The organism is Bradyrhizobium sp. MV1.5 (assembly GCF_055807615.1).
In genome coordinates this window covers 1-20,540 of sequence record NZ_JBVVPL010000068.1, presented here as the reverse complement: position 1 = coordinate 20,540, position 20,540 = coordinate 1, and the positions used below count along the sequence as shown (strand labels likewise).

Below are 20,540 nucleotides of genomic sequence, written 5' to 3'. Positions count from 1 at the left end.
ACTTCACCCTGTGGTTATGGGGCCTGGCCTTCGCCAGGACGACACCGAATGTTTGGAGGGACGGCACGTTTCGCCCGCGATCCCCCCCCCCAAACCCCCCCGAACCCCCGCCCAAAACGTCGCAGGAAAACCGCTGGACAGTATTTACCCAACGGGTTAATTTCTCCGCAACGAACAAGACGACCGGGAGTGAGACGTGGCTGAGCTGAAGCCGCAGAGTGCGGTGTCCAAGATGCTGAACGCGGCCTGGATCCGGCCGTTTTTGTTCCTGGTGTTCATCGTCGTGGCCTGGGATCTCGCGATCCGGCTGTTCAAGATTCCCGCCTACCAGATCCCGTCGCCGGGCGATGTCATTGCGGTGCTGCGCACCGATTGGCCGGAACTGCTGCGCCAGTCCTGGCCGACGACTTATGCGACCGTCTGCGGCTTCGCGCTTTCGGCGCTGTTCGGTATCCCCATCGCGATGCTGATCGCGGGCTCCAAGACGGTGGAGAGCTACGTCTATCCGCTGCTGGTGTTCTCGCAATCCGTGCCGAAGATCGCGATCGCGCCGCTGTTCGTGGTGTGGTTCGGCTTCGGCATCATTCCGAAAGTGATCTCGGCGTTCCTGCTCGGCTTCTTTCCGGTGGTGGTCTCCGCCGTGCAGGGCTTCAAATCGGTCGATCCAGATATGGTCGATCTCGCCCGCGCCATGCAGGGCAGCCGCTTCCAGGTGTTTTGCGCGGTGAACCTGCCGCATGCGCTGCCCGCGATCTTCTCCGGCCTCAAAGTGTCAGTGACGCTCGCCGTGGTCGGCGCCGTCGTCGGCGAGTTCGTCGGCTCAAACTCCGGCATCGGCTATGTGATGCAACGCTCGATCGGAACCTTCGACCTGCCGACGATGTTCGCGGCGCTTGTGATCCTCGCGCTGCTCGGCGTCATCCTGTTCTGGATCGTGGACCGGATCGAGAAGCTGGTCATTCCCTGGCATGTCAGCCAGCGCGAGGACGTGATTTTCGCCTCTTAACAACAACCAAAGCAACGAACGGCCGCCAAAGGCCGACGCAAACAACGACAAGGGAGAGTGACGATGAAGCGGTGGATAGGAGCTGTCTCGGCGGCGCTGATGGTGTTCGCGGCCATGCCGGCGCAAGCAGCCGACAAGGTCGTGCTGATGCTCAACTGGTACGTCTATGGCGAGCACGCGCCGTTCTATTACGGCAAGGCCAAGGGCATCTACGCCGCCGAAGGCATCGACCTCGAGATCCAGGAAGGCCGCGGCTCGGCCGCGACCACGCAGGCCGTCGCCGCCAAGACCGCCGATTTCGGCTATGTCGACGTGCCCACCATGATGCGCGCAGCGATCAAGGGCGCGCCGGTGGTTGCGACCGGCGTGCTGCTCCAGACCAGCCCGATGTCCGCCATGGGTTTCGTCGACAAGAACATCAGGAAGCCCGAGGATATCAAGGGCAAGACGGTGGCGATCACGCCGGCCGATTCCATGACCCAGATCTGGCCGCTGTTCCTGAAGAAGACCGGCCTCAAGGAAAGCGACTTCCAGACGGTGGCGGGCGATGGCCAGACCAAGCTCAACGCCGTCATCAATGGCCAGGCTGATCTCCTGCTCGGCTACGTCATGGACCAGTCGATGAAGATCAAGGACGCCACGGGCAAGGACGTCTATCCCATCAAGTTCGCCGACTACGGCATCAACATGGTTTCCTCGGGCATCATCGCCAACACTGATTATGTGAAAGCCAATGCCGACCTCGTCCGCCGCTTCATGTCGGCGACGACCAAGGCGGTCGAAGCCGCCGAGAAGGAGCCGAAGGCCGCTGCGCAGTCGATCCTCGATGCCAACCCCAAGGGCGGCAAGATCGATACGCTGACGCAGGGTTTTGAGCTGACCATTCCGCTGTACCGGACCGCGGAGACCAAGAGCAAGCGGCCATTCCAGGTCACCGACCAGAACATGACTGATACGGTCAATCTGATGGTCGAATATGGTGGGCTCGATGCCAAGGCCAAGGAGAACCCGAAGGCGTTCTACACCAACGACTATCTGCCGAAGAGCGGCTCGTGAGTCATAAAGTTCGGCTGTCGTCCCGGCGAAAGCCGGGACCCATAACCACCGGCCACACTTGTTGCGAAAGGTCCCCACCCGTGAGCTCAAACGCGCCGGCACGGCGTATGGGTCCCGGCTTTCGCCGGGACGACGGTCCGAGAGAGCTGCGATGAACGCTGCGACCCAACCAATCGAAACGCAACCGGCCGCGCATCTGAGGCTGGTGAGCGACCGGGCTGCCGGCGATGCATCGGGCATCAAACTGTCAGGTGTGTCGAAGACCTACCGGACGCGCGACGGCGATGTGCCGTCGTTGCGGCCGCTCGACTTCCATATCAACGACGGCGAGTTCTTCGTCGTGGTCGGCCCATCCGGCTGCGGCAAGTCCACGCTGCTCAAGCTGATCTCGGGACTGCTGCCGCCGACGACGGGCGAAATCCTGGTCGAGGGCGAGAAGGTGACGGCGCCGCACGGCAATGTCGGCATCGTGTTCCAGAACGCGCTGCTGCTGCCATGGCGCAACATCCTGTCCAACGTGATGCTGCCGATCGACATGAAGCGGCTGCCGCGCCAGACATATCTCGACCGCGCCAAGGCGCTGTTGAAGCTGGTCGGGCTCGAAGGCTTCGAGAAGAAGCTGCCGTGGCAGCTCTCCGGCGGCATGCAGCAGCGCGCCTCGATCTGCCGTGCCCTGGTGCATGATCCCAGGATCATGTTGATGGACGAGCCGTTCGGCGCGCTTGATGCGCTGACGCGCGAGCGCATGAATGTCGAGTTGATGCGGATCCAGCGCGAAACCCGGAAGACGGTCCTGCTGATCACGCATTCGATCCCTGAGGCCGTGTTCCTCGCCGACCGCGTGCTGGTCATGACCGAGCGGCCCGGCGCGATCGCCGCGATCTACGACGTGCCGCTGCCGCGGCCCCGTTCGCTGGACGTGATGGCTGATCCTGTTTTCACGGAGCTGGTGCAGCGCATCCGCAAGCACTTTTTCTCGCAAGGGGCATTGGATTAGGACGGATGGGATGTCCCTTGATCGTGACCGCAAGCACGGTGCGCTCCCTCCCCCGCCTGCGGGGGAGGGCTGGGGAGAGGGTGTCTCCACGCGCGAGAACCCCCCAGAGGAGAAAGCCCTCACCCGGCACTTCGTGCCGACCTCTCCCGCAGGCGGGAGAGGTGCACTGCCGCCTGAGCCGCGTCTCGGAAGCCAAGTAGCACCATGTCCCCGCGCCTGAAGCTGCGAGACATTACCTTCTTCGAACGTCCCGTGCAGTTCGCGCGGCCGTTCCGCTTCGGCGCGATCACCATCAACGCGACGCCGCAGCTGTTCGTGCGGGTCGAGATCGAGGTGGAGGGCAGGGGAAGCGCGGTCGGTGCCAGTGCCGAGCTGCTGGTGCCAAAATGGTTCGACAAGCGGCCGGAGCTGTCGCCGGCGCAGACCGTCGATGACTTGCGCCGTTCCCTGGAAATCGCGCGGGGGCTTTATCTTGCGCGAACCGGATTTCTGACGGCATTCGATCTGCATGCCTCTTGCATCGGTGCCCAGGTCGCAACTTGTGCCAAAAAGAACATTCCGGCGCTTGCGGCGGCTTACGGCCCCGCCGAAATCGACAAAGCGATCCTCGATGCGCTGCTCCGCGCTGCCGAGACCAATTTTTTCGATGGCATGGCCGGCAACATCGCCGGCATCGATGCGCGGCTTTCGCCCGACCTGAGTGAAGGGGATCTCACGAGGTTTCTATCCGGCCGGAAGCCGCTGTCGCGTGTTGCCATCAGGCATACCGTCGGCCTCGACGATTCCATTGAAGGTGAGGGCGGGGTTGCGGATGCCCGCGAGAACTCCGGTGCAAGATATTTCAAGCTGAAGCTGTCGGGGGACCCCGTCGCCGATGCAGCGCGGCTGGCGCGCATTGGCAAGGAGCTCGATGCGCTGGACCGTGACTACAAGGTGACGCTCGATGCCAACGAGCAATATGCCGATCTCGCGGCGTTGCAGGCACTGATCGACCGGCTCGACCATGATCCCGCCCTGCGATCGATTTCATCCAGGCTGCTCTATGTCGAGCAGCCGATGCCGCGCGATGTCACGAGGCAGTCGCCGCTCGGCCCGCTCGCTGCGCGCGGCTTCATCATCGACGAAGCCGACGATTCCTACGACGCGTTTCCTGCGGCACGGGCGCTTGGCTATCGCGGCATCTCGTCGAAATCCTGCAAAGGGCCTTACAAGTCCATCGTCAACGCGACGCGCGCAGCGAAATGGAGCGCGGCCGGCGAAAGATTTTTCGTGACCGGCGAGGACCTCACCTGCCAGGCGGGTCTTGCCGTGCAGCAGGACCTTGCGCTCGGCGCGTTCATCGGCATCACCCACGCGGAGCGCAACGGCCATCACTACGTGGACGGCTTCGGTGACACGCCCGCCGCTGAAGCCCAGGCCTTCGCCGCCGCCCACCCGGATCTCTACGCCGATGCCGGGCAGGGCATCCGTCTCTCGATTCACCAAGGCGATCTCCTGACGGGGTCGCTCAACCAAGCGGGCTTTGCAACGTCGGTTCATCCGGACTGGTCGGCGCTACGCCCGCTCGAACAGCCAAAATCACTCTGGGAGAAACCGGCATGACCACCCAACGCCTCGGCCTCATCATGAACGGCGTCACCGGCCGCATGGGGCTCAACCAGCATCTGATCCGCTCGATCGTCGCGATCCGCGAGCAGGGCGGCGTCCGCTTGAAGAACGGCGACCGCGTCATGCCAGATCCGATCCTGGTCGGCCGCAGCGCCGAGAAGGTCGAGGCCCTTGCCAAGCGCTACAACATCACGCGCTGGACCACCGATCTCGATGCGGCCCTCGCCGACAAGAACGACACCATGTTCTTCGATGCCGCGACCACACAGGCGCGGCCGGGCCTTCTGACCCAGGCCATCAATGCCGGCAAGCACGTCTATTGCGAGAAGCCGATCGCGACCAATTTCGAGGCGGCGCTCGAGGTCGTCAAGCTCGCCAACGCCAAGGGCGTCAAGCACGGCACGGTGCAGGACAAGCTGTTCCTGCCCGGCCTGAAGAAGATTGCCTTCCTGCGCGACTCCGGCTTCTTCGGCCGCATCCTCTCGGTGCGCGGCGAGTTCGGTTATTGGGTGTTCGAAGGCGGCTGGCAGGAGGCGCAGCGGCCGTCCTGGAACTACCGCGACGAGGACGGCGGCGGCATCATCCTCGACATGGTTTGCCACTGGCGCTACGTGCTCGACAATCTCTTCGGCGAAGTCGAGAGCGTGAGCTGCATCGGCAACACCGACATTCCCGAGCGTTTCGACGAGCAGGGCAAGAAGTACAAGGCGACCGCCGACGACTCCGCCTATGCCACGTTCCAGCTCAAGGGCGGCGCCATCGCCCACATCAACATGTCCTGGGTGACGCGCGTCTATCGCGACGATCTCGTCACCTTCCAGGTGGACGGCACGCTCGGCTCGGCCGTCGCCGGCCTTTCCGACTGCATGATCCAGGCGCGGCAGGCAACGCCCCGGCCGGTGTGGAATCCCGACGAGAAGCGGCTCCACGACTTCTATGGCGACTGGCAGAAGCTGCCTGACAACGTCACCTACGACAACGGCTTCAAGGAGCAGTGGGAGATGTTCATCCGCCACGTCTACGAGGATGCGCCCTACAAGTTCACGCTGCTCGAAGGCGTCAAGGGCGTGCAACTCGCCGAATGCGCGCTGAAGAGCTGGAAAGAGCGGCGCTGGATCGACGTCGCCCCGATCAAGGTCTGAGGTCTATTGGACAAGTGTCGATGTTATTGAGCCGTCATTGCGAGCGAAGCGAAGCAATCCAGAGTGCCTCCGCGGCGAGAGTCTGGATTGCTTCGTCGCTTCGCTCCTCGCAATGACGGGGAGAGGTCTGAAATCATGAACAAGCCCGTCCAGCCCAAGCCCGTCCAGCCGATGTCGTCGTTGTCGCTCAAGCTGCCGAAGGCCGATCGCTCGATCGAGACCTACCGGCTCGCGGCCTCGCGAACGTTTCCCGCAAAGCTCGAGGGACCGCTGAACCGCATTGCGTTCTCCGCCGTCCATACCGTGACCGATCCCTTCGCCGACAACGACCCGTGGCTCTCCGCTGCCGTCGACTGGGACAAGACCATCGCCTTCCGCGAGCACGTCTGGGATCTCGGTCTTGGCGTGGCCGAAGCCATGGATACCGCGCAGCGCGGCATGGGGCTGGATTGGCCGACCTCGCTGGAGCTGATCACGCGCTCGGTGTCTGCCGCGAAGCGGCGCAACGCGCTGGTGTTTTCCGGAGCGGGCACGGACCATCTCGCGGTCGAGGACGCCAAGAGTCTCGACGACGTGATCCGCGCCTATGAGGAGCAGATCTCGGCGGTCGAGAAGGTCGGCGGCCGCATCATCCTGATGGCATCGCGCGCGCTGGCGAAACTTGGCCGTAACGCCGACGACTACGCCAAGGTTTACGATCGCGTGCTGTCGCAGGTTCGCGAGCCTGTGATCATCCACTGGCTTGGCGACATGTTCGATCCGGCGCTGACGGGATATTGGGGCACCAACGATCTCGACAAGGCAATGGATATTGCGGTCGCCATCATCAACGGCAACGCCGCCAAGGTCGACGGTGTCAAGGTTTCGCTGCTCGACAAGCAGCGCGAGATCGACATGCGCCGTCGTCTCGACAAGCGCATCAAGATGTACACCGGCGACGATTTTAATTATGCGGAGCTGATTGCCGGCGACGAACAGGGCTTTTCGCACGCGCTGCTCGGGATCTTCGATGCGATCGCGCCGGCGGCGTCCTACGCCTTGTCGCGGCTGGCTGCTGGTGATGAGGCGGGCTTCCACGACGTGCTGGGGCCGACGGTGCCGCTGTCGCGGCACATCTTCAAGGCGCCGACGCGGTTCTACAAGACCGGCGTGGTGTTCATGGCATACCTCAATGGTCACCAGGACCACTTCACCATGGTCGGCGGGCAGGAGAGCACGCGCTCGATGCTGCATCTGGCCGAGCTGTTCCGGCTGGCCGACAAGGCCGGGCTGCTCGCCGATCCGGAGTTGGCGACGCGGCGGATGAAGGCGGTGCTCTCAACGCACGGAATCGAATCCTGATGCGTGATTTTTCGTCCGACCATCGCTGGCTCTCGCTCAACACGGCGACAATCCGCAAGCAGGGTGACCTCGTCGAAATCATCGACGCCTGTGCCAGGCACGGCATCCGCGCCATCGACCCCTGGCGTGACCAGGTCGCTTCCGTCGGCCTCGATCGCGCCGCGCGTGCGGTGCGCGATGCCGGTCTCGACCTGTCGGGCTATTGCCGTGGCGGCATGTTCACGTCGGACGCATCGCGGCGGGGCGAGGTGCGCGACGACAACCGGCGCTGCGTCGATGAAGCCAAGGCGCTGGGGGCCCCCTGCATCGTGCTCGTCGTCGGCGGCCTGCCGCAATATTCGCGGCCGGGCAGCGAGGCGTCGAAGGACATCGCCGGCGCGCGGACGCAGGTCGAGGAAGCGCTCGCGGATATGCTCGATTACGCCAGACAGGCAAAGCTGCCGCTGGCGATCGAGCCGCTGCATCCGGCCTATGCGGCGGACCGCGCCTGCGTCAATACGACGAAGCAGGCGCTCGACATCTGCGACCGGCTTGATCCCGGTCGCAGCGGCCTGCTGGGCGTCGCGCTCGACGTCTATCACATCTGGTGGGATCCGGAGCTGATGGGGCAGATCGCGCGCGCCGGCCGTGATCGCCTGCTCGCCTTCCATGTCTGCGACTGGCTGGTGCCGACCAGGGACATTCTCAACGACCGCGGGATGATGGGCGATGGCGTGATCGACATCAAATCGGTGCGTGAAGCGGTCGAAGCACAGGGCTTTGCCGGCTATTCGGAGATCGAAATCTTCTCCAACGACTGGTGGAGCAAACCGATGGACGAGGTGCTGCAAACCTGCATCGCGCGGCACAAGACGGTGGTTTAGGCCTTCCGGAATTTGTTGCGCGCGGCGGCGCCGATGGCCTGAGATGTCAAATGGTTGCGCGGGATCACCGGCGCATCGCGCGGCGGTAACCTTCTACTGTGCATGGGGTTGTTTTCGCGTTTTTTTGTTTGAGGCCTCAGCCGATCGCGCAAGGCACGCTCAAAAACCCGCGGAAGCGCACCCGTCCGCCCCTGACCGGCTGTCCGCTCACGGCATAGTTCGGGAAGCGCGCCAAGAAGCGTGAGACCGCGATGGCGCCTTCCAGCCGCGCCAGCGCCATGCCGGCGCATTGATGCGCGCCGGTGCCGAAGGCGAGATGCCGGTTCGGCGTGCGCGCGATGTCGAATCTCTCTGGGTCCGGAAACTGCGCCGGATCGCGGTTGGCCGCGCCGATGCACAGCGTGATCGACGTGCCGGCATCGAGCATGATTCCGCCGAGCTCGACGCGCTCCGTGGTCATGCGGTTGCCGAGCTGGTTCGAGCTCTCGTAGCGCAGCATCTCTTCGACCGCAGTCTTGATCAGCCCGGGATTGTCGATCAGCCGCCGCTTCTGATCCGGATTGCGGTCGAGCGCCACGAGGCCGTTGCCGATCAAATTGGTGGTGGTCTCGTGGCCGGCATTGAGCAGGAAGATGCAGTTGTGCAGCAGCTCCTTCTCGGTCAGCCGCTCGCCGTTGTCCTCGCCCTGGATCAGGCGCGTCAGCACGTCGCGTTCGGGATTGCCGGGCCTTTCGCGCCGGCGCGCGACCAGCGTTCGCAGGTAGCCGAGGAAATCCGTCACCGCCTTGTTGCCGCGGGCAGCGACTTCAGGCGACACCACCGGTTCGAGGGCGCCCAGGATCGCCAGCGACCAATCGCGCAGCGGCGCGCGCTCGTCATGGGGCACGTCGAGCAAATTGCCGATCACCTCGATGGGGATCGAGGCGGCGAAATCCTCGATCAGCTCGCAAGTGCCCTTGACGGCGATGGCGTCGAGCAGGCCGTCGACCAGCTTGATGATATCAGGTTCCATCCCCGCGATCGCGCGCGGCGACAGCGCGCCCATGATCAGCCGCCGCACGCGCGTATGTGCCGGCGGATCGTTGAAGACGAGGCTCGTGGTGTGGTGCTCGTAGAGCGGGGTGTCGCCGTATTTCGGCGCGAACTCGCGCTTCTTGTCCGAGCTGAACGATCTTGTGTTCTTGTAGGTCGTGACGAGATCGTCATAGCGGGTCAGGAACACGGTGCCGTTGCGCAGGCGCTTGACCGGCTCGTTCTCCCGCAGTGCACGATAGGTCGGGTAGGGATTGTCGTAGAATTCCGGCGTCAGCTGCTCCAGATCGAAACTGGCCGCCAGTTCATTCGCACTTGCGTTCATGCCGCCATACTCGCCGGTTGAGTCCGATATGCTGTATTCGCTCTTTTGAGCGGCTCGGTTCACCGTCTACAGTCGAGCTGCGATTTGCAAGCCGACCGGACAGGAAAATGCACGCCCGCTCTGACGCTGCCGACACGGCCACTGAGTCCGGCACTCATTGGCCCGACGATATTTTCGCGACCTTGCAACGCTTCGACGTTCGGCAGGTCCCCTACGTGCCCGACGCCGGTCATTCGAGGTTGATCCAGCGCGTGCTGGCCTCGTCCACGATGCGCGGCATTCCGCTGACGACGGAGGAGGAGGGCGTGGCGCTTCTCGCCGGCGCCTGGACCGGCGGCCAGCGCGGTGTGCTGTTGATGCAGTCGAGCGGGGTCGGCAATTGCATCAACATGCTGTCGCTGATCCCGATCCTGCGCTTTCCCTTCCTCACGTTAGTGACCATGCGAGGCGAGTGGGGCGAGTTCAATCCGTGGCAGGTGCCGATGGGGTCGACCACGCAGGGCATATTCGAGCTCTCGGGCGTCAAGGTGCTGCGGGCTTCGACCGCAGCCGAGGTGCCGGCCGTGCTCGAGGCGGCGGCCGCGCAGGCCTACAGCGCCCTCACGCCCACCGCCGTTCTGCTGTCGCAGCGCCTGATCGGCGCCAAGGTTTTCACCAAATGAGCAAGGCCAATCTCCTCGACCGCCGTCAGGTGGTGTCCACGCTTCTCGCGGACCGCAAGAATGTGGTTGCGATCGGCGGCCTCGGGGCCTCCACCAACGACATGTGCGCGGCCGGCGACCACGCCCGGAATTTCTACCTCTGGGGCGGCATGGGCGGGGCGGCGATGATCGGCCTGGGACTCGCTCTGGCGCAGCCAAAGTTGCCGGTGCTGGTCATCACCGGCGACGGCGAGATGCTGATGGGCATGGGTAGCCTTGCCACCATCGGCCTGCAAAAGCCGCCCAATCTCTCGATCGCAGTGCTCGACAACGAGGCCTATGGCGAGACCGGCGGTCAGACCAGCCATACCGCCGCGGCCGCCGATCTCGTCGGCGTCGCCAAGGCCTGCGGCATCGGGGACAGTCGGTCTGTGACGACCATGGCCGAGGTCGAAGCCTTCGCCAAAGCCGTCCACGACGTCACGGCCGGGCCGCGCTTTGCCAATGTGAAGATCGACAGCGCCAGTCTGGAGCGGATCTTGCCGAGCCGGGATGGGACCTACATCCTCAACCGAATTCGCGGCGACCTCGGTTTCCAGCCAATCTAGACGGGCCTTCTGGCGCTCCCGTCCTGCACGGGGACCGTGTAGGCGAGGTCAATTTCCACTGGAATTACAACGCATCCAGGTTGCGATGCAGCATAGTGCTTGACTTTTGCGTCGGTGAGTGCTTACTCACTAGCATGAGCTCATTGCGTATGACGAGCGACCTGAGGCGTCAATTGATCCTCGGCGCCGCAAAGCGTTGCTTTGCCCGACACGGCTATACCGGCACCACGACAAAGAGCGTGGCGGCCGCCGCTGCCATTTCCGAAGCGTTGCTGTTCAAACATTTCCCATCCAAAGCCGCGCTGTACGCCGAAATTCTCAGCGACGAATGCGAGGCGGACCCGGCGCTCATGGAGCTGCTCGAACGTGAGCCGTCGACCGCTACGTTGGTCGAAGTGATCCGCGGCATGGTCGGGCATTTCATGCACATCGCCGACGGGCCCGACCAGGAAGAAGCCCAGCGCCTGCGACTGATGACCACGAGTCATTTGGATGATGGCGAATTCGCGCGTTTGCTATATGCCAAGATCGAGGCGCTGATCGGGGCGGCCTTCGTTGCCTCGCTCAAGCGTGCGGTTGCCGCGGGGGACGCGCGGCCATACAACGGCGAACCGCTCAACCTGTTCTGGTTTGCGCATCACACGGTGATGACGGCTGCACTGACCAGGCTGCCGGCCACGCCGTGTCTCGCTTACGGCAAGGCGAACGACCTCGAGCGGCAGCTCTGTGAGTTTCTCCTTAGGGGTATCGGACTTAACGACGCCGCAATTGTCTCGCATTTGGGCCGCAATCAGGCCGCGTGTGCGGGCAAGTCGGCGATTGCAGAGAGTGCATGACATGAACATCGTCACCGAACACAAGATTTCGGGCGAACCGATCGACAACAAGGCTCCCAAGCGTCCGGTCCGGCCGGTGCTCTGGTTCATCATCGTCGGCACGCTTCTGGCCGTGCTCGTCGGTGGCCTCGTCTGGTTCAATTATTTCCGCGGCCAGATGATCAAGCAGTTCTTCGCCAACAACAAGCCGCCCCCGGTCGCGGTCAGCGCCGCCGAGGCGAAGTCCGAGGTGGTGCCGAACCTGCTGACCGCGGTCGGTGGTCTCGCCGCCGTGCACCAGGTCGACGTCAGCGCCGACGTCAACGGCCGCGTCACCGAGATCAAGTTCGCGCCAGGCACGCATGTCGAGGCCGGCACGCCGCTGGTGCAGATGTTCGACGCGCCGGAGCAGGGCGACCTTGCCAATTACAAGGCGCAGTCCACCGTCGCGCAGCTGTCGCTCGACCGCGCCAAGCAATTGGCATCGCGACAGTTCGGGCCGCAGGCAACCGTCGACACCGCGCAGGCCGCGTACGACCAGGCGCAGGCGGGTATCGCCAAGACCGAAGCGTTGATCTCCCAGAAGCTGGTCCGCGCGCCGTTCGCCGGCGATCTCGGCGTCCGCAAGGTCGAGGTCGGCCAGTATCTGACCGCCGGCACGGCCATCGTTTCGCTGACGGATCTATCGGAGCTGTGGGCCAACTTCACGGTGACGGAAAAGGACTCGGGCAGCCTCAAGGTCGGTCAGCCGGTCCGGCTGAAGGTCGACGCCTATCCGGGCCGCACCTTCGACGCCAAGATCACCACGATCGAGCCGCAGATCTCGGCCGACACCCGTAACATCCGCGTGCAGGCGACCGTCTCCAATCCGGAGAAGATCCTGAAGCCCGGCATGTTCGTGACCACCACGGTGGTGCTGCCGGACAAGCCGGCCGTGGTCACCGTGCCGGAGACGGCGGTCGACTACACGCTTTACGGCGACTCGGTGTTCGTGATCACCGAGAAGAAGGAAGCGGACGGCAAGACCAGCCTGAGCGCGGTGCGCACTTTCGTGCAGACCGGCAGCCGGGTCGAAGGCCGCGTCGAAATCGTCAAGGGCGTGAAGCCGGGCGACAAGGTCGTCGCCGTCGGCCAGCTCAAGCTGCAATCGGGTGCGGCAGTGTCGATTTCGACCGACCCGGCTCCGCAGATCCCGGCGCAGCCGCCGCGCTACTGACATCGTACACGTTGCAGCATGATCCGGCACGGCCGGGTCATGCGCTTTGCAAGTCAAAGAAATCGAGATCGCCGCGATGCGCTTTACTGACATTTTCATCAAACGCCCGGTCCTGTCGGTGGTCGTCAGCCTGCTGATCCTGCTGATCGGCCTGCGCGCGGCGACGACGCTGCCGATCCGGCAATATCCGAAGCTGTCGAACACGGTCATCAACATCACGACCGTCTATCCGGGCGCGTCCGCGGACCTGATCCAGGGCTTCATCACCACGCCGATCGAGCAGGCGGTCGCTTCCGCCGAAGGTGTCGATTACATCACCTCCTCCTCGGTGCTCGGCACCTCGACGATCCAGGTCTACATCAAGCTGAATTTCGATCCGAACCAGGCGCTGACCGAGGTTCTGGCCAAGACGAACTCGGTCAAATATTTGATCCCGAAGGAATCCAACGACCCGATCGTCACCAAGACCACGGGCCAGACCACGGCCGTGATGTATCTCGGATTCTCGTCGGAAGAGCTGTCGGGCTCGGCGATCTCAGACTATCTGACGCGCGTTGTGCAACCGGTGCTGTCGACCGTCGACGGCGTGGCCTCCGCCGACATTCTCGGTGGCCAGACCTTTGCGATGCGGCTGTGGCTTGATCCCCTGAAGATGGCCGGCCGCAACGTGTCGCCTGCGGATGTCGCGACCGCGATCACCGCCAACAACTTCCAGTCCGCGGCGGGGCAGACCAAGGGCTATCTCATTGTCTCGAACGTATCGACGAATACGGGCCTGACCGACGTCAACCAGTTCAAGAAGATGATCGTCAAGGCCAAGGACGGCGGCTTCGTGCGGATGGAGGACATCGCCACTGTCGAACTTGCGGCCCAGAGCACGGACGCGAGCGTCGCCTTCAACGGCGAGCACGCCATCTTCATCGGTGTGCAGGCAACGCCGCAGGGCAACCCGCTGACGCTGGTCAAGGGCGTGCGGGCGCTGTTCCCCGAGCTGGAGCGCAATCTGCCACCGTCGATGAAGATGAAGGTCGCCTACGATTCGACCAAGTTCATCCAATCCTCGATTGACGAGGTCGAGAAGACACTGGGTGAAGCCGTGATTATCGTGATCGTGGTGATCTTCCTGTTCCTGGCGTCGTTCCGCTCGGTGATCATCCCCGTCGTCACCATCCCGCTGTCGATGATCGGCGTCTGCACGCTGATGCTGGCGCTGGGCTTCAGCTTCAACCTGCTGACCCTGCTCGCGATGGTGCTCGCGATCGGCCTCGTGGTCGACGACGCCATCGTCGTGGTGGAAAACATCCATCGTCATCTGGAGGAAGGGAAAACGCCGGTCCAGGCGTCGCTGGAAGGCGCGCGCGAAATCGTGGGTCCCGTCGTCTCGATGACCATCACGCTCGCAGCCGTGTACGCGCCGATCGGTTTCCTCGGCGGCCTGACCGGCTCGCTGTTCCGCGAATTCGCCTTCACGCTTGCGGGCTCGGTGATCGTGTCCGGCGTGATCGCGCTGACGCTATCGCCGATGATGTGCTCGGTGCTGCTGAAGAACACCGAAGAGGGTCGTTTCGCCAAGGCGGTCAACAAGGTGTTTGGCGCGCTGACGCGGTGGTACGGGCGCAGGCTCGACCGCTCGCTCGACTACAAGGCCATCACCGGCCTGTTTGCGGTGACCATCCTCGGGCTCGTCGGCTTCCTCTACATGCACACGTCGAAGGAGCTGGCGCCTGAGGAAGACCAGGGCATCGTGTTCGCGGTGACCAAGGCGCCGAAATATGCCAACATCGACTACGTCGATTTCTACGGCGAAAAGCTCGACAAGGAATTCCAGAAATTCCCCGAGACCGATCTGCGCTTCGTGCTGAACGGCATCAACGGCCCGCAGGGCGGTATCGCCGGCATGCTGCTCAAGCCCTGGGAGGAGCGCAAGCGCTCGTCGATCCAGCTGAAGTCGCTAGTGCAGGCCGAGCTTTCCAAGATCGAGGGCGTGCAGGCGTTCGCGTTCAACCTGCCGCCGCTGCCGGGCGGCCCGGGCGGCCTCCCGGTGCAGATGGTGATCAACTCCACCGCCAGTTTCCAGACTGTCTACGAACAGATGGAGAAGCTGAAGGCTGCCGCCCGCAAGAGCGGAATGTTCATCGTCTCCGACAGCGATCTTGCCTACAACCAGCCGAACGTGAAGGTGACGATCAACCGCACGAAGGCGCAGGATCTCGGCGTCAGCATGCAGAACCTCGGCAGCTCGCTCGCGGTGCTACTCGGCGGCAACTACATCAACCGCTTCAACCTGGAGGGCCGTTCCTATCAGGTCATCCCGCAGGTGCCGCGCGGCCTGCGGCTCTCGCCGGAATCTCTTGCCGGCTACTATGTGACCACCAACACCGGACAGCAGCTTCCGCTCTCGACGGTGGTGTCGATCGAGACCAAGACCGAGCCGAATTCGCTGACACATTACAATCAGCTCAATTCGGCCACCTTCTCGGCGGTGCCGATGCCCGGCGTGACGGTCGGTGCGGCGGTCGACTTCCTTGAGAGCGAGGCCAAAAACCTGCCGCAAGGCTTCAGCCATGCTTATCTGGCTGACAGCAGGCAATATGTGCAGGAAGGCAACCAGCTCGCGATCACCTTCGGCTTCGCGCTGATCATCATCTTCCTGGTGCTGGCGGCGCAGTTCGAGAGCTTGCGCGATCCGCTGGTCATCATGATCTCGGTGCCGATGGCGATCGTGGGCGCGCTGATCCCGCTGTTCTTTGGCGTGGCGACCATGAACATCTACACCCAGGTCGGCCTGCTGACCTTGGTGGGCCTGATCACCAAGCACGGCATCCTGATGGTGGAATTCGCCAACGAGCTCCAGATCAACGAGCGGCTCGATCGCCGCTCCGCCATCGAAATGTCGGCCCGCATTCGTCTGCGGCCGATCCTGATGACCACGGCCGCGATGGTGACGGGCCTGATCCCGCTCCTGACCGCGACCGGCGCGGGCGCCGCCAGCCGCTTCTCGATCGGTCTGGTGGTCGTCGCCGGAATGTCGATCGGCACGCTGTTCACGTTGTTCGTGCTGCCGGCGGTCTACGTGGTGCTGGCGACCGACCATCGCGCGGCGGCCGATTCCGAGCGGAACAAGCAGGTCAACGATCTCGACCTCGGCTCCAAGGCGCTGCGCCCGACCTGAGGCCGCAGATAAGCGAACGAGAGGGCGGCAGCGGCCAATCCGCTGCCGCCCTTTTCTATTTGCCCCGGGTCCCCCGACTGCCCATCAGGCTTTCCCGCGCTCGCGAGAGACAAGGTCCGGTCTTCTTGCTAGGTTCGGCAGGATGAGCCTTTCCCTCCACCCCGACACCCCACAATCCAGCACGCTGCCAAGCGCGGCGCCGGTTGCCGTCGCGTCCGGTTCGACGCCGGGGCGGGGGATCAGGAGCCGGCTCTTCACCAAATATGTCGCGCTGTTCGTGGCCGTCGTCGCGATCGCGCTGCTGGCCAACGGGCTGTTCGAGGTCTTCTTCTATTATCGCGAGCACAAGGCCGCGCTGATCCGGGTTCAGCATGAACAGGCGGAGGCGGCCGCGGCCAAGATCGGTCAGTTCGTCAAGGAGATCGAGAGCCAGCTCGGCTGGACCACGCAGCTGCCGTGGTCGGCGGGCTCGATCGAGCAGCGCCGGTTCGATGGGCTGCGGCTGCTGCGCCAGGTCCCTGCGGTCACCGAGCTCGCCCAGGTCGATGCGACCGGCAGGGAGCGGCTGCGGGTCTCGCGGCTCGCCATGGACGCGATCGACAGCGGGATCGACCTGTCGGACGATCCGAAGTTCACCGAGGCGGTCGCGCACAAGGTTTTTTACGGTCCGGTCTATTTCCGCAGGGAGTCCGAGCCGTACATGACCCTGGCGCAGGCCGGGTCGCGCAAGGATGCCGGCGTCAGTATCGCGGAGGTCAATCTCAAGCTGATCTGGGACGTCGTGTCCCAGATCAAGGTCGGCGAGCACGGACATGCCTATGTAGTCGGTCCGGAGGGACGCCTGATCGCGCATCCCGATATTAGCCTGGTCCTGCGCAACACCGATATGTCTGGTCTCACCCAGGTGCGCGCCGCGCTTGCCGGAGGCAGCGCCACGCTCGACGCGCTTTCCGAAGCGCGCAATCTCCAGGGACAGAAGGTGCTGACCGCGTCGGCCCCGATCGCGCCGCTGCACTGGACCATGTTCGTCGAGCTTCCCGTCGAGGAGGCCTATGCGGCGCTCTATGCCGCGTTGGAACGGCTTGCATTCGTGCTGCTCGCGGCGTCGATCTTCGCGGTGCTTGCCGGGATATTCCTCGCGCGCCGCATGGTCGGGCCGATCCAGGCACTGCGGAGCGGCGCCGAGCGCATCGGCAGTGGCGATTTCTCCCAGCGCATCTCGATCAGAACCGGTGACGAGCTCGAGGGCCTCGCAGACCAGTTCAACCACATGGGCGAGCGCCTACAGGAATCGTATGCAGACCTCGAGAACAAGGTGGAGCAGCGGACCGCAGAACTCCGGCAATCCCTCAACGATCTTCGCACCGCGCAGGACCGCCTGATTCAGACCGAGAAGCTCGCGTCCCTCGGCCAGCTCACGGCGGGCATCGCGCACGAGATCAAGAACCCGCTCAATTTCGTCAACAATTTCTCGGCGGTGTCGACGGAACTGATCGACGAGCTCAACGAGGCCCTGCAAGGGGCCTCGCTCGACGGCAAGACAAAGGAGGAGGTCGACGAGCTGACCGGCATGCTCAAGAGCAACCTCGAAAAGGTGGTGCAGCACGGCAAGCGCGCCGATTCCATCGTCAGGAACATGCTGCTGCATTCGCGCGAGGGCTCCGGCGAGCATCGCCCCAGCGATATCAACGCGATCCTGGAGGAGAGCCTTAATCTCGCCTATCACGGCGCCCGTGTCGAAAGGCCCGGCTTCAACGTCACGATCGAGCGCGGCTTCGACCCCGCGGCGGGCATGGTCGACGTTTATCCGCAGGAAATCACGCGCGTCTTCCTCAATCTGATCTCGAACGGCTTCTACGCCACCGCCAAGCGCAAGGAGAGCGCCGCAGACGCCTTCGAGCCCACCTTGCGCGCGGCAACCAAAACTCTCGGCGACAAGCTCGAGATCCGCATTCGCGACAACGGCACCGGGATCCCGTCGGAGGTGAGGGAGAAGATGTTCAATCCCTTCTTCACCACCAAGCCCGCCGGCGAGGGCACTGGGCTCGGCCTTTCCATGAGCCATGACATCGTCGTGAAACAGCACGGCGGCACGATCGACGTGAACACCGAGCCCGGTGTGTTCACCGAGTTCATCATCACCCTGCCGCGCATGATGGCGGCGGGCGACACTTCCGGAGGCAAGACTTGAACGTTTACATCCTGGTCGTCGATGACGAGCCCGACGTCGAGGCGCTGTTCCGGCAGCAGTTTCGGCGCGATTTGCGCGCCGGCCGCTTCCAGATGGAATTCGCGCCGTCCGCACCCGATGCGCTGAAGCTCGCCGCGGAGGTTCGCGATCCCTCGTTAATCCTGGTTTTGTCCGACATCAACATGCCCGGCATGAGCGGGCTCGACATGCTGCCGAAGGTGCGTGATGCGCATCCGGACGTTCCCGTCATCATGATCACCGCCTATGGCGATGCCGAGACGCGTCGGAAGGCGATCGAGCGCGGCGCAGTCGGACTTCTCACCAAGCCGATCGATTTCGCGCTGCTGCGGCAGGAAATCGACACGAGGCTCGGGCAAGCCGCATGACCGCGACCATCCTCTTCGTCGACGACGAGCCGGATCTCGAGGCGTTGGTCCTGCAAAAATTCCGCAAGCAGATTCGCGATGGGTTGGTGACCATCATGTTCGCCCGCGACGGCCTCGAAGCGCTGCAGTCGCTCGAGCAGAACCCGCATGTCGACATGGTGGTCTCCGACATCAACATGCCCAGGATGGACGGGCTGTCGCTGCTGGCGAAGCTCCAGGAAGCCGAAGACAAGAAGTCCACCATCATCGTCTCGGCCTATGGCGACATGAGCAATATTCGCACTGCCATGAACCGCGGCGCGTTCGACTTCCTGACCAAGCCGATCGACTTCGCCGACCTGGAGATGACGATCCAGAAGACCATCCGCCATATCGAAATGCTACGGGAGGTGCGGGGCCGCCAGGCGGAGGCGGAGCGCGCCCATGCCGCGCTCTCGCGTCATTTTTCGCCCGAGCTCGCCAAGCGTTTGGCGGCCGGCGGTGAGAGCGAGGGCATCGAAGTGCAGTGGCGCGATATCGCGACCATTTTCACTGATATTACCGGCTTCACCTCGCTGGTCGAAACTGCGCCGCCGGAGACGCTGGGTGCGCTTCTCAACGAATATGTCGGCGGCATGACCGAAATCGTCTTCGCGCATGAGGGGACGGTTGCCAAGATCATCGGCGATGCGATCCAGGTGCTCTTCAACGCGCCCGGAGATCAGCCCGACTATGCGACGCGTGCGGTCGCCTGTGCGCACGATCTCGACGTCTGGGCGGAGGATTTTTCCGCGCGTTGGAAAACGAGAGGCGTGAATTTCGGCGCCACCCGCATCGGCATTCACGCCGGGCCGGCGCTGGTCGGAAATTTCGGCGGCAACCGGTTTTTCGACTACACCGCGTATGGTGACTCCATCAACATCGCGGCGCGACTGGAAGCCGCGAACAAGCATCTGGGCACGCGCATTTGCGTCAGTGCCGGCATCGCCGAGGCGGCTGAGAATTTTCGAGGTCGTTCCGTCGGGGAGCTGATGCTGCGTGGACGCAGCGAGCCGTTGCGCGCGTTCGAACCGCTGACGCCGGCCCAATTCGCTGCGCCGGAAACGGCGTTGTATTCCGAGGCATTTGCCAAGATGGAGGCCGGTGATGCCGCCGCCATGCCGGCCTTCGCCGCGCTTGTCGGCACGCATGCCGACGATTCCCTGGCCGGCTTTCACCTGAGGCGCCTGCTCAACGGCGCCAAGGGCATTCGCATGCAACTGGAATAGGAGTCCGACATGATTGGTGAATTCTCCACCGGCAATTACCGTTTCATTCCGTCCGTATTCCAGTATTCGGCCGGTGCGGCCGCGAATGACGGCTATGAGATCGAGCGCGTCCGCTTCGACCGCCTGGTGCCGCTTGCGGAAGGGTTTGCACTTGCCGCGAAGTATATTCAGGAGGCGGGGCGGCCGCTCACGGCGTTCTGCGCCTGCGAACTGCGCTCGCCCGCGGCCTTCAGCGAGGAAGGCTTTCGCGCGTTCAACCTGCACTATGTGAAGACGTTGTCCGAATGGAACATCTTCGACGGCACCACCAATCCGGTGGCGCGCAGCAATGTCTGTCCGGAGATCGATCCACCGGCCGAGCCGTCGTTCTACGCGTTCTCCTTCACGCGGCCGACAAGCTCGAAGACGCCGAGCTTCGTGATATCAGGCGGCGCCGAGGCGCGCGAGGGCAATGGGACCTATGTCGAGCGCACCGTGCGCTACCGCGACCTCAGTCCGGACGGCCTTCGCGAGAAGGTGCGCTTCACGACGACCTCCCAGATGGAGAACAGGATGACGGCCTTCGGCTTCGGCTGGAAGGACACGACCGGCGTGCAGGCCTATTCCGTGCACGACTTCCACCACGCCCTGGTCGACGAGCTCGTCCGCCGCGGGGCGTTGCGATCCGGCCTGACCTGGCACTATGCCCGGCCGCCGGTGGTCGATCTCGAATACGAGATGGATTGCCGCCGCGTGATGCGGGAGACCGTGATCTAGCTAGACCAAGGACCGGTGAGATCAGGCTCGTTTGCTGCAACGGGGGAAGTGTGCTCCCTCCCCCGCTTGCGAGGGCTTTGCTTAATTGGCCGAGCGGGAGTGAGGCTCGATGTGGGGCATTTTTTTGTGCGTGCTCGG

17 protein-coding genes are annotated in these 20,540 nt (G+C 63.7%); 16 read left to right on the top strand and 1 reads right to left on the bottom strand.

What is annotated here, in order from left to right; translation table 11 throughout:
* The first annotated feature begins 196 nt into the window (after nt 1-196).
* The 7 genes from AC0L2J_RS33230 (at nt 197) to AC0L2J_RS33200 (ending at nt 8,013) form a co-directional block, all read left to right on the top strand.
* Nucleotides 197-1,006 (top strand): ABC transporter permease, encoded by an 810-nt coding sequence (locus tag AC0L2J_RS33230; RefSeq protein ID WP_007593901.1) that lies wholly within the window; start codon nt 197-199, stop codon nt 1,004-1,006.
* Nucleotides 1,007-1,069: 63 nt separating this feature from the next.
* Nucleotides 1,070-2,062, top strand: coding sequence for an ABC transporter substrate-binding protein (locus AC0L2J_RS33225; RefSeq protein ID WP_007607824.1), 993 nt, complete (start codon nt 1,070-1,072; stop codon nt 2,060-2,062).
* A 151-nt stretch (nt 2,063-2,213) separates the two neighbouring features.
* Nucleotides 2,214-3,059, top strand: coding sequence for an ABC transporter ATP-binding protein (locus AC0L2J_RS33220; protein ID WP_473395789.1), 846 nt, complete (start codon nt 2,214-2,216; stop codon nt 3,057-3,059).
* Between the two features lie 204 nt (nt 3,060-3,263).
* Entirely contained in the window at nt 3,264-4,661 is a 1,398-nt protein-coding gene (locus AC0L2J_RS33215; RefSeq protein WP_473395788.1) for a hypothetical protein, read from the top strand.
* Nucleotides 4,658-5,809 (top strand): Gfo/Idh/MocA family protein, encoded by a 1,152-nt coding sequence (locus tag AC0L2J_RS33210; RefSeq protein ID WP_473395787.1) that lies wholly within the window; start codon nt 4,658-4,660, stop codon nt 5,807-5,809. The genes AC0L2J_RS33215 and AC0L2J_RS33210 overlap by 4 nt, the downstream gene beginning before the upstream one ends.
* A gap of 135 nt (nt 5,810-5,944) precedes the next feature.
* Nucleotides 5,945-7,150, top strand: coding sequence for a dihydrodipicolinate synthase family protein (locus AC0L2J_RS33205; protein WP_473395786.1), 1,206 nt, complete (start codon nt 5,945-5,947; stop codon nt 7,148-7,150).
* Entirely contained in the window at nt 7,150-8,013 is an 864-nt protein-coding gene (locus AC0L2J_RS33200) for a sugar phosphate isomerase/epimerase family protein (protein WP_473395785.1), read from the top strand. The genes AC0L2J_RS33205 and AC0L2J_RS33200 overlap by 1 nt, the downstream gene beginning before the upstream one ends.
* 136 nt (nt 8,014-8,149) lie before the next feature.
* Here AC0L2J_RS33200 and AC0L2J_RS33195 read toward each other — a convergent pair whose 3' ends face one another.
* Nucleotides 8,150-9,370 (bottom strand): cytochrome P450, encoded by a 1,221-nt coding sequence (locus AC0L2J_RS33195; RefSeq protein ID WP_473395784.1) that lies wholly within the window; start codon nt 9,368-9,370, stop codon nt 8,150-8,152.
* 107 nt (nt 9,371-9,477) lie between these two features.
* On the opposite strand from AC0L2J_RS33195, the gene AC0L2J_RS33190 reads away from it, so the two are divergent.
* The 9 genes from AC0L2J_RS33190 (at nt 9,478) to cnbZ (ending at nt 20,402) form a co-directional block, all read left to right on the top strand.
* Nucleotides 9,478-10,032 carry a thiamine pyrophosphate-binding protein gene (locus tag AC0L2J_RS33190; RefSeq protein ID WP_007607843.1) on the top strand — a complete coding sequence of 185 codons (555 nt, stop codon included), beginning with the start codon at nt 9,478-9,480 and terminating at the stop codon, nt 10,030-10,032.
* Nucleotides 10,029-10,619, top strand: coding sequence for a thiamine pyrophosphate-dependent enzyme (locus AC0L2J_RS33185; RefSeq protein ID WP_473395783.1), 591 nt, complete (start codon nt 10,029-10,031; stop codon nt 10,617-10,619). The genes AC0L2J_RS33190 and AC0L2J_RS33185 overlap by 4 nt, the downstream gene beginning before the upstream one ends.
* A 134-nt stretch (nt 10,620-10,753) precedes the next feature.
* Nucleotides 10,754-11,455: a TetR/AcrR family transcriptional regulator gene (locus tag AC0L2J_RS33180; RefSeq protein WP_473395782.1), complete on the top strand. Its 702-nt coding sequence runs from the start codon at nt 10,754-10,756 to the stop codon at nt 11,453-11,455.
* 1 nt (nt 11,456) lies between these two features.
* The gene (locus tag AC0L2J_RS33175; protein ID WP_473395781.1) at nt 11,457-12,650 is read left to right on the top strand and encodes an efflux RND transporter periplasmic adaptor subunit; all 1,194 of its coding nucleotides are present in this window, start codon (nt 11,457-11,459) and stop codon (nt 12,648-12,650) included.
* 76 nt (nt 12,651-12,726) lie between these two features.
* The gene (locus tag AC0L2J_RS33170; RefSeq protein ID WP_007607851.1) at nt 12,727-15,822 is read left to right on the top strand and encodes a MexW/MexI family multidrug efflux RND transporter permease subunit; all 3,096 of its coding nucleotides are present in this window, start codon (nt 12,727-12,729) and stop codon (nt 15,820-15,822) included.
* A gap of 142 nt (nt 15,823-15,964) precedes the next feature.
* Nucleotides 15,965-18,013: a sensor histidine kinase gene (locus AC0L2J_RS33165; RefSeq protein WP_473395780.1), complete on the top strand. Its 2,049-nt coding sequence runs from the start codon at nt 15,965-15,967 to the stop codon at nt 18,011-18,013.
* The gene (locus tag AC0L2J_RS33160; protein ID WP_007607857.1) at nt 18,010-18,399 is read left to right on the top strand and encodes a response regulator; all 390 of its coding nucleotides are present in this window, start codon (nt 18,010-18,012) and stop codon (nt 18,397-18,399) included. The genes AC0L2J_RS33165 and AC0L2J_RS33160 overlap by 4 nt, the downstream gene beginning before the upstream one ends.
* Entirely contained in the window at nt 18,396-19,646 is a 1,251-nt protein-coding gene (locus AC0L2J_RS33155) for an adenylate/guanylate cyclase domain-containing protein (protein WP_007607859.1), read from the top strand. Before AC0L2J_RS33160 ends, AC0L2J_RS33155 begins: the two co-directional genes overlap by 4 nt.
* A gap of 9 nt (nt 19,647-19,655) precedes the next feature.
* Nucleotides 19,656-20,402 (top strand): 2-amino-5-chloromuconate deaminase CnbZ, encoded by a 747-nt coding sequence (cnbZ, locus tag AC0L2J_RS33150; RefSeq protein WP_473247592.1) that lies wholly within the window; start codon nt 19,656-19,658, stop codon nt 20,400-20,402.
* Nucleotides 20,403-20,540 lie beyond the last annotated feature (138 nt).

What these genes read in the sequence shown, in the direction of transcription:
- AC0L2J_RS33225 (WP_007607824.1), top strand. Translation starts at nt 1,070, where the DNA reads ATGAAGCGGTGGATAGGAGCTGTCTCGGCGGCGCTGATGGTGTTCGCG.
- AC0L2J_RS33220 (WP_473395789.1), top strand. Translation starts at nt 2,214, where the DNA reads ATGAACGCTGCGACCCAACCAATCGAAACGCAACCGGCCGCGCATCTG.
- AC0L2J_RS33215 (WP_473395788.1), top strand. Translation starts at nt 3,264, where the DNA reads ATGTCCCCGCGCCTGAAGCTGCGAGACATTACCTTCTTCGAACGTCCC.
- AC0L2J_RS33210 (WP_473395787.1), top strand. Translation starts at nt 4,658, where the DNA reads ATGACCACCCAACGCCTCGGCCTCATCATGAACGGCGTCACCGGCCGC.
- AC0L2J_RS33205 (WP_473395786.1), top strand. Translation starts at nt 5,945, where the DNA reads ATGAACAAGCCCGTCCAGCCCAAGCCCGTCCAGCCGATGTCGTCGTTG.
- AC0L2J_RS33200 (WP_473395785.1), top strand. Translation starts at nt 7,150, where the DNA reads ATGCGTGATTTTTCGTCCGACCATCGCTGGCTCTCGCTCAACACGGCG.
- AC0L2J_RS33195 (WP_473395784.1), bottom strand. Translation starts at nt 9,370, where the DNA reads ATGAACGCAAGTGCGAATGAACTGGCGGCCAGTTTCGATCTGGAGCAG.
- AC0L2J_RS33190 (WP_007607843.1), top strand. Translation starts at nt 9,478, where the DNA reads ATGCACGCCCGCTCTGACGCTGCCGACACGGCCACTGAGTCCGGCACT.
- AC0L2J_RS33185 (WP_473395783.1), top strand. Translation starts at nt 10,029, where the DNA reads ATGAGCAAGGCCAATCTCCTCGACCGCCGTCAGGTGGTGTCCACGCTT.
- AC0L2J_RS33180 (WP_473395782.1), top strand. Translation starts at nt 10,754, where the DNA reads ATGAGCTCATTGCGTATGACGAGCGACCTGAGGCGTCAATTGATCCTC.
- AC0L2J_RS33175 (WP_473395781.1), top strand. Translation starts at nt 11,457, where the DNA reads ATGAACATCGTCACCGAACACAAGATTTCGGGCGAACCGATCGACAAC.
- AC0L2J_RS33170 (WP_007607851.1), top strand. Translation starts at nt 12,727, where the DNA reads ATGCGCTTTACTGACATTTTCATCAAACGCCCGGTCCTGTCGGTGGTC.
- AC0L2J_RS33165 (WP_473395780.1), top strand. Translation starts at nt 15,965, where the DNA reads ATGAGCCTTTCCCTCCACCCCGACACCCCACAATCCAGCACGCTGCCA.
- AC0L2J_RS33155 (WP_007607859.1), top strand. Translation starts at nt 18,396, where the DNA reads ATGACCGCGACCATCCTCTTCGTCGACGACGAGCCGGATCTCGAGGCG.
- cnbZ (WP_473247592.1), top strand. Translation starts at nt 19,656, where the DNA reads ATGATTGGTGAATTCTCCACCGGCAATTACCGTTTCATTCCGTCCGTA.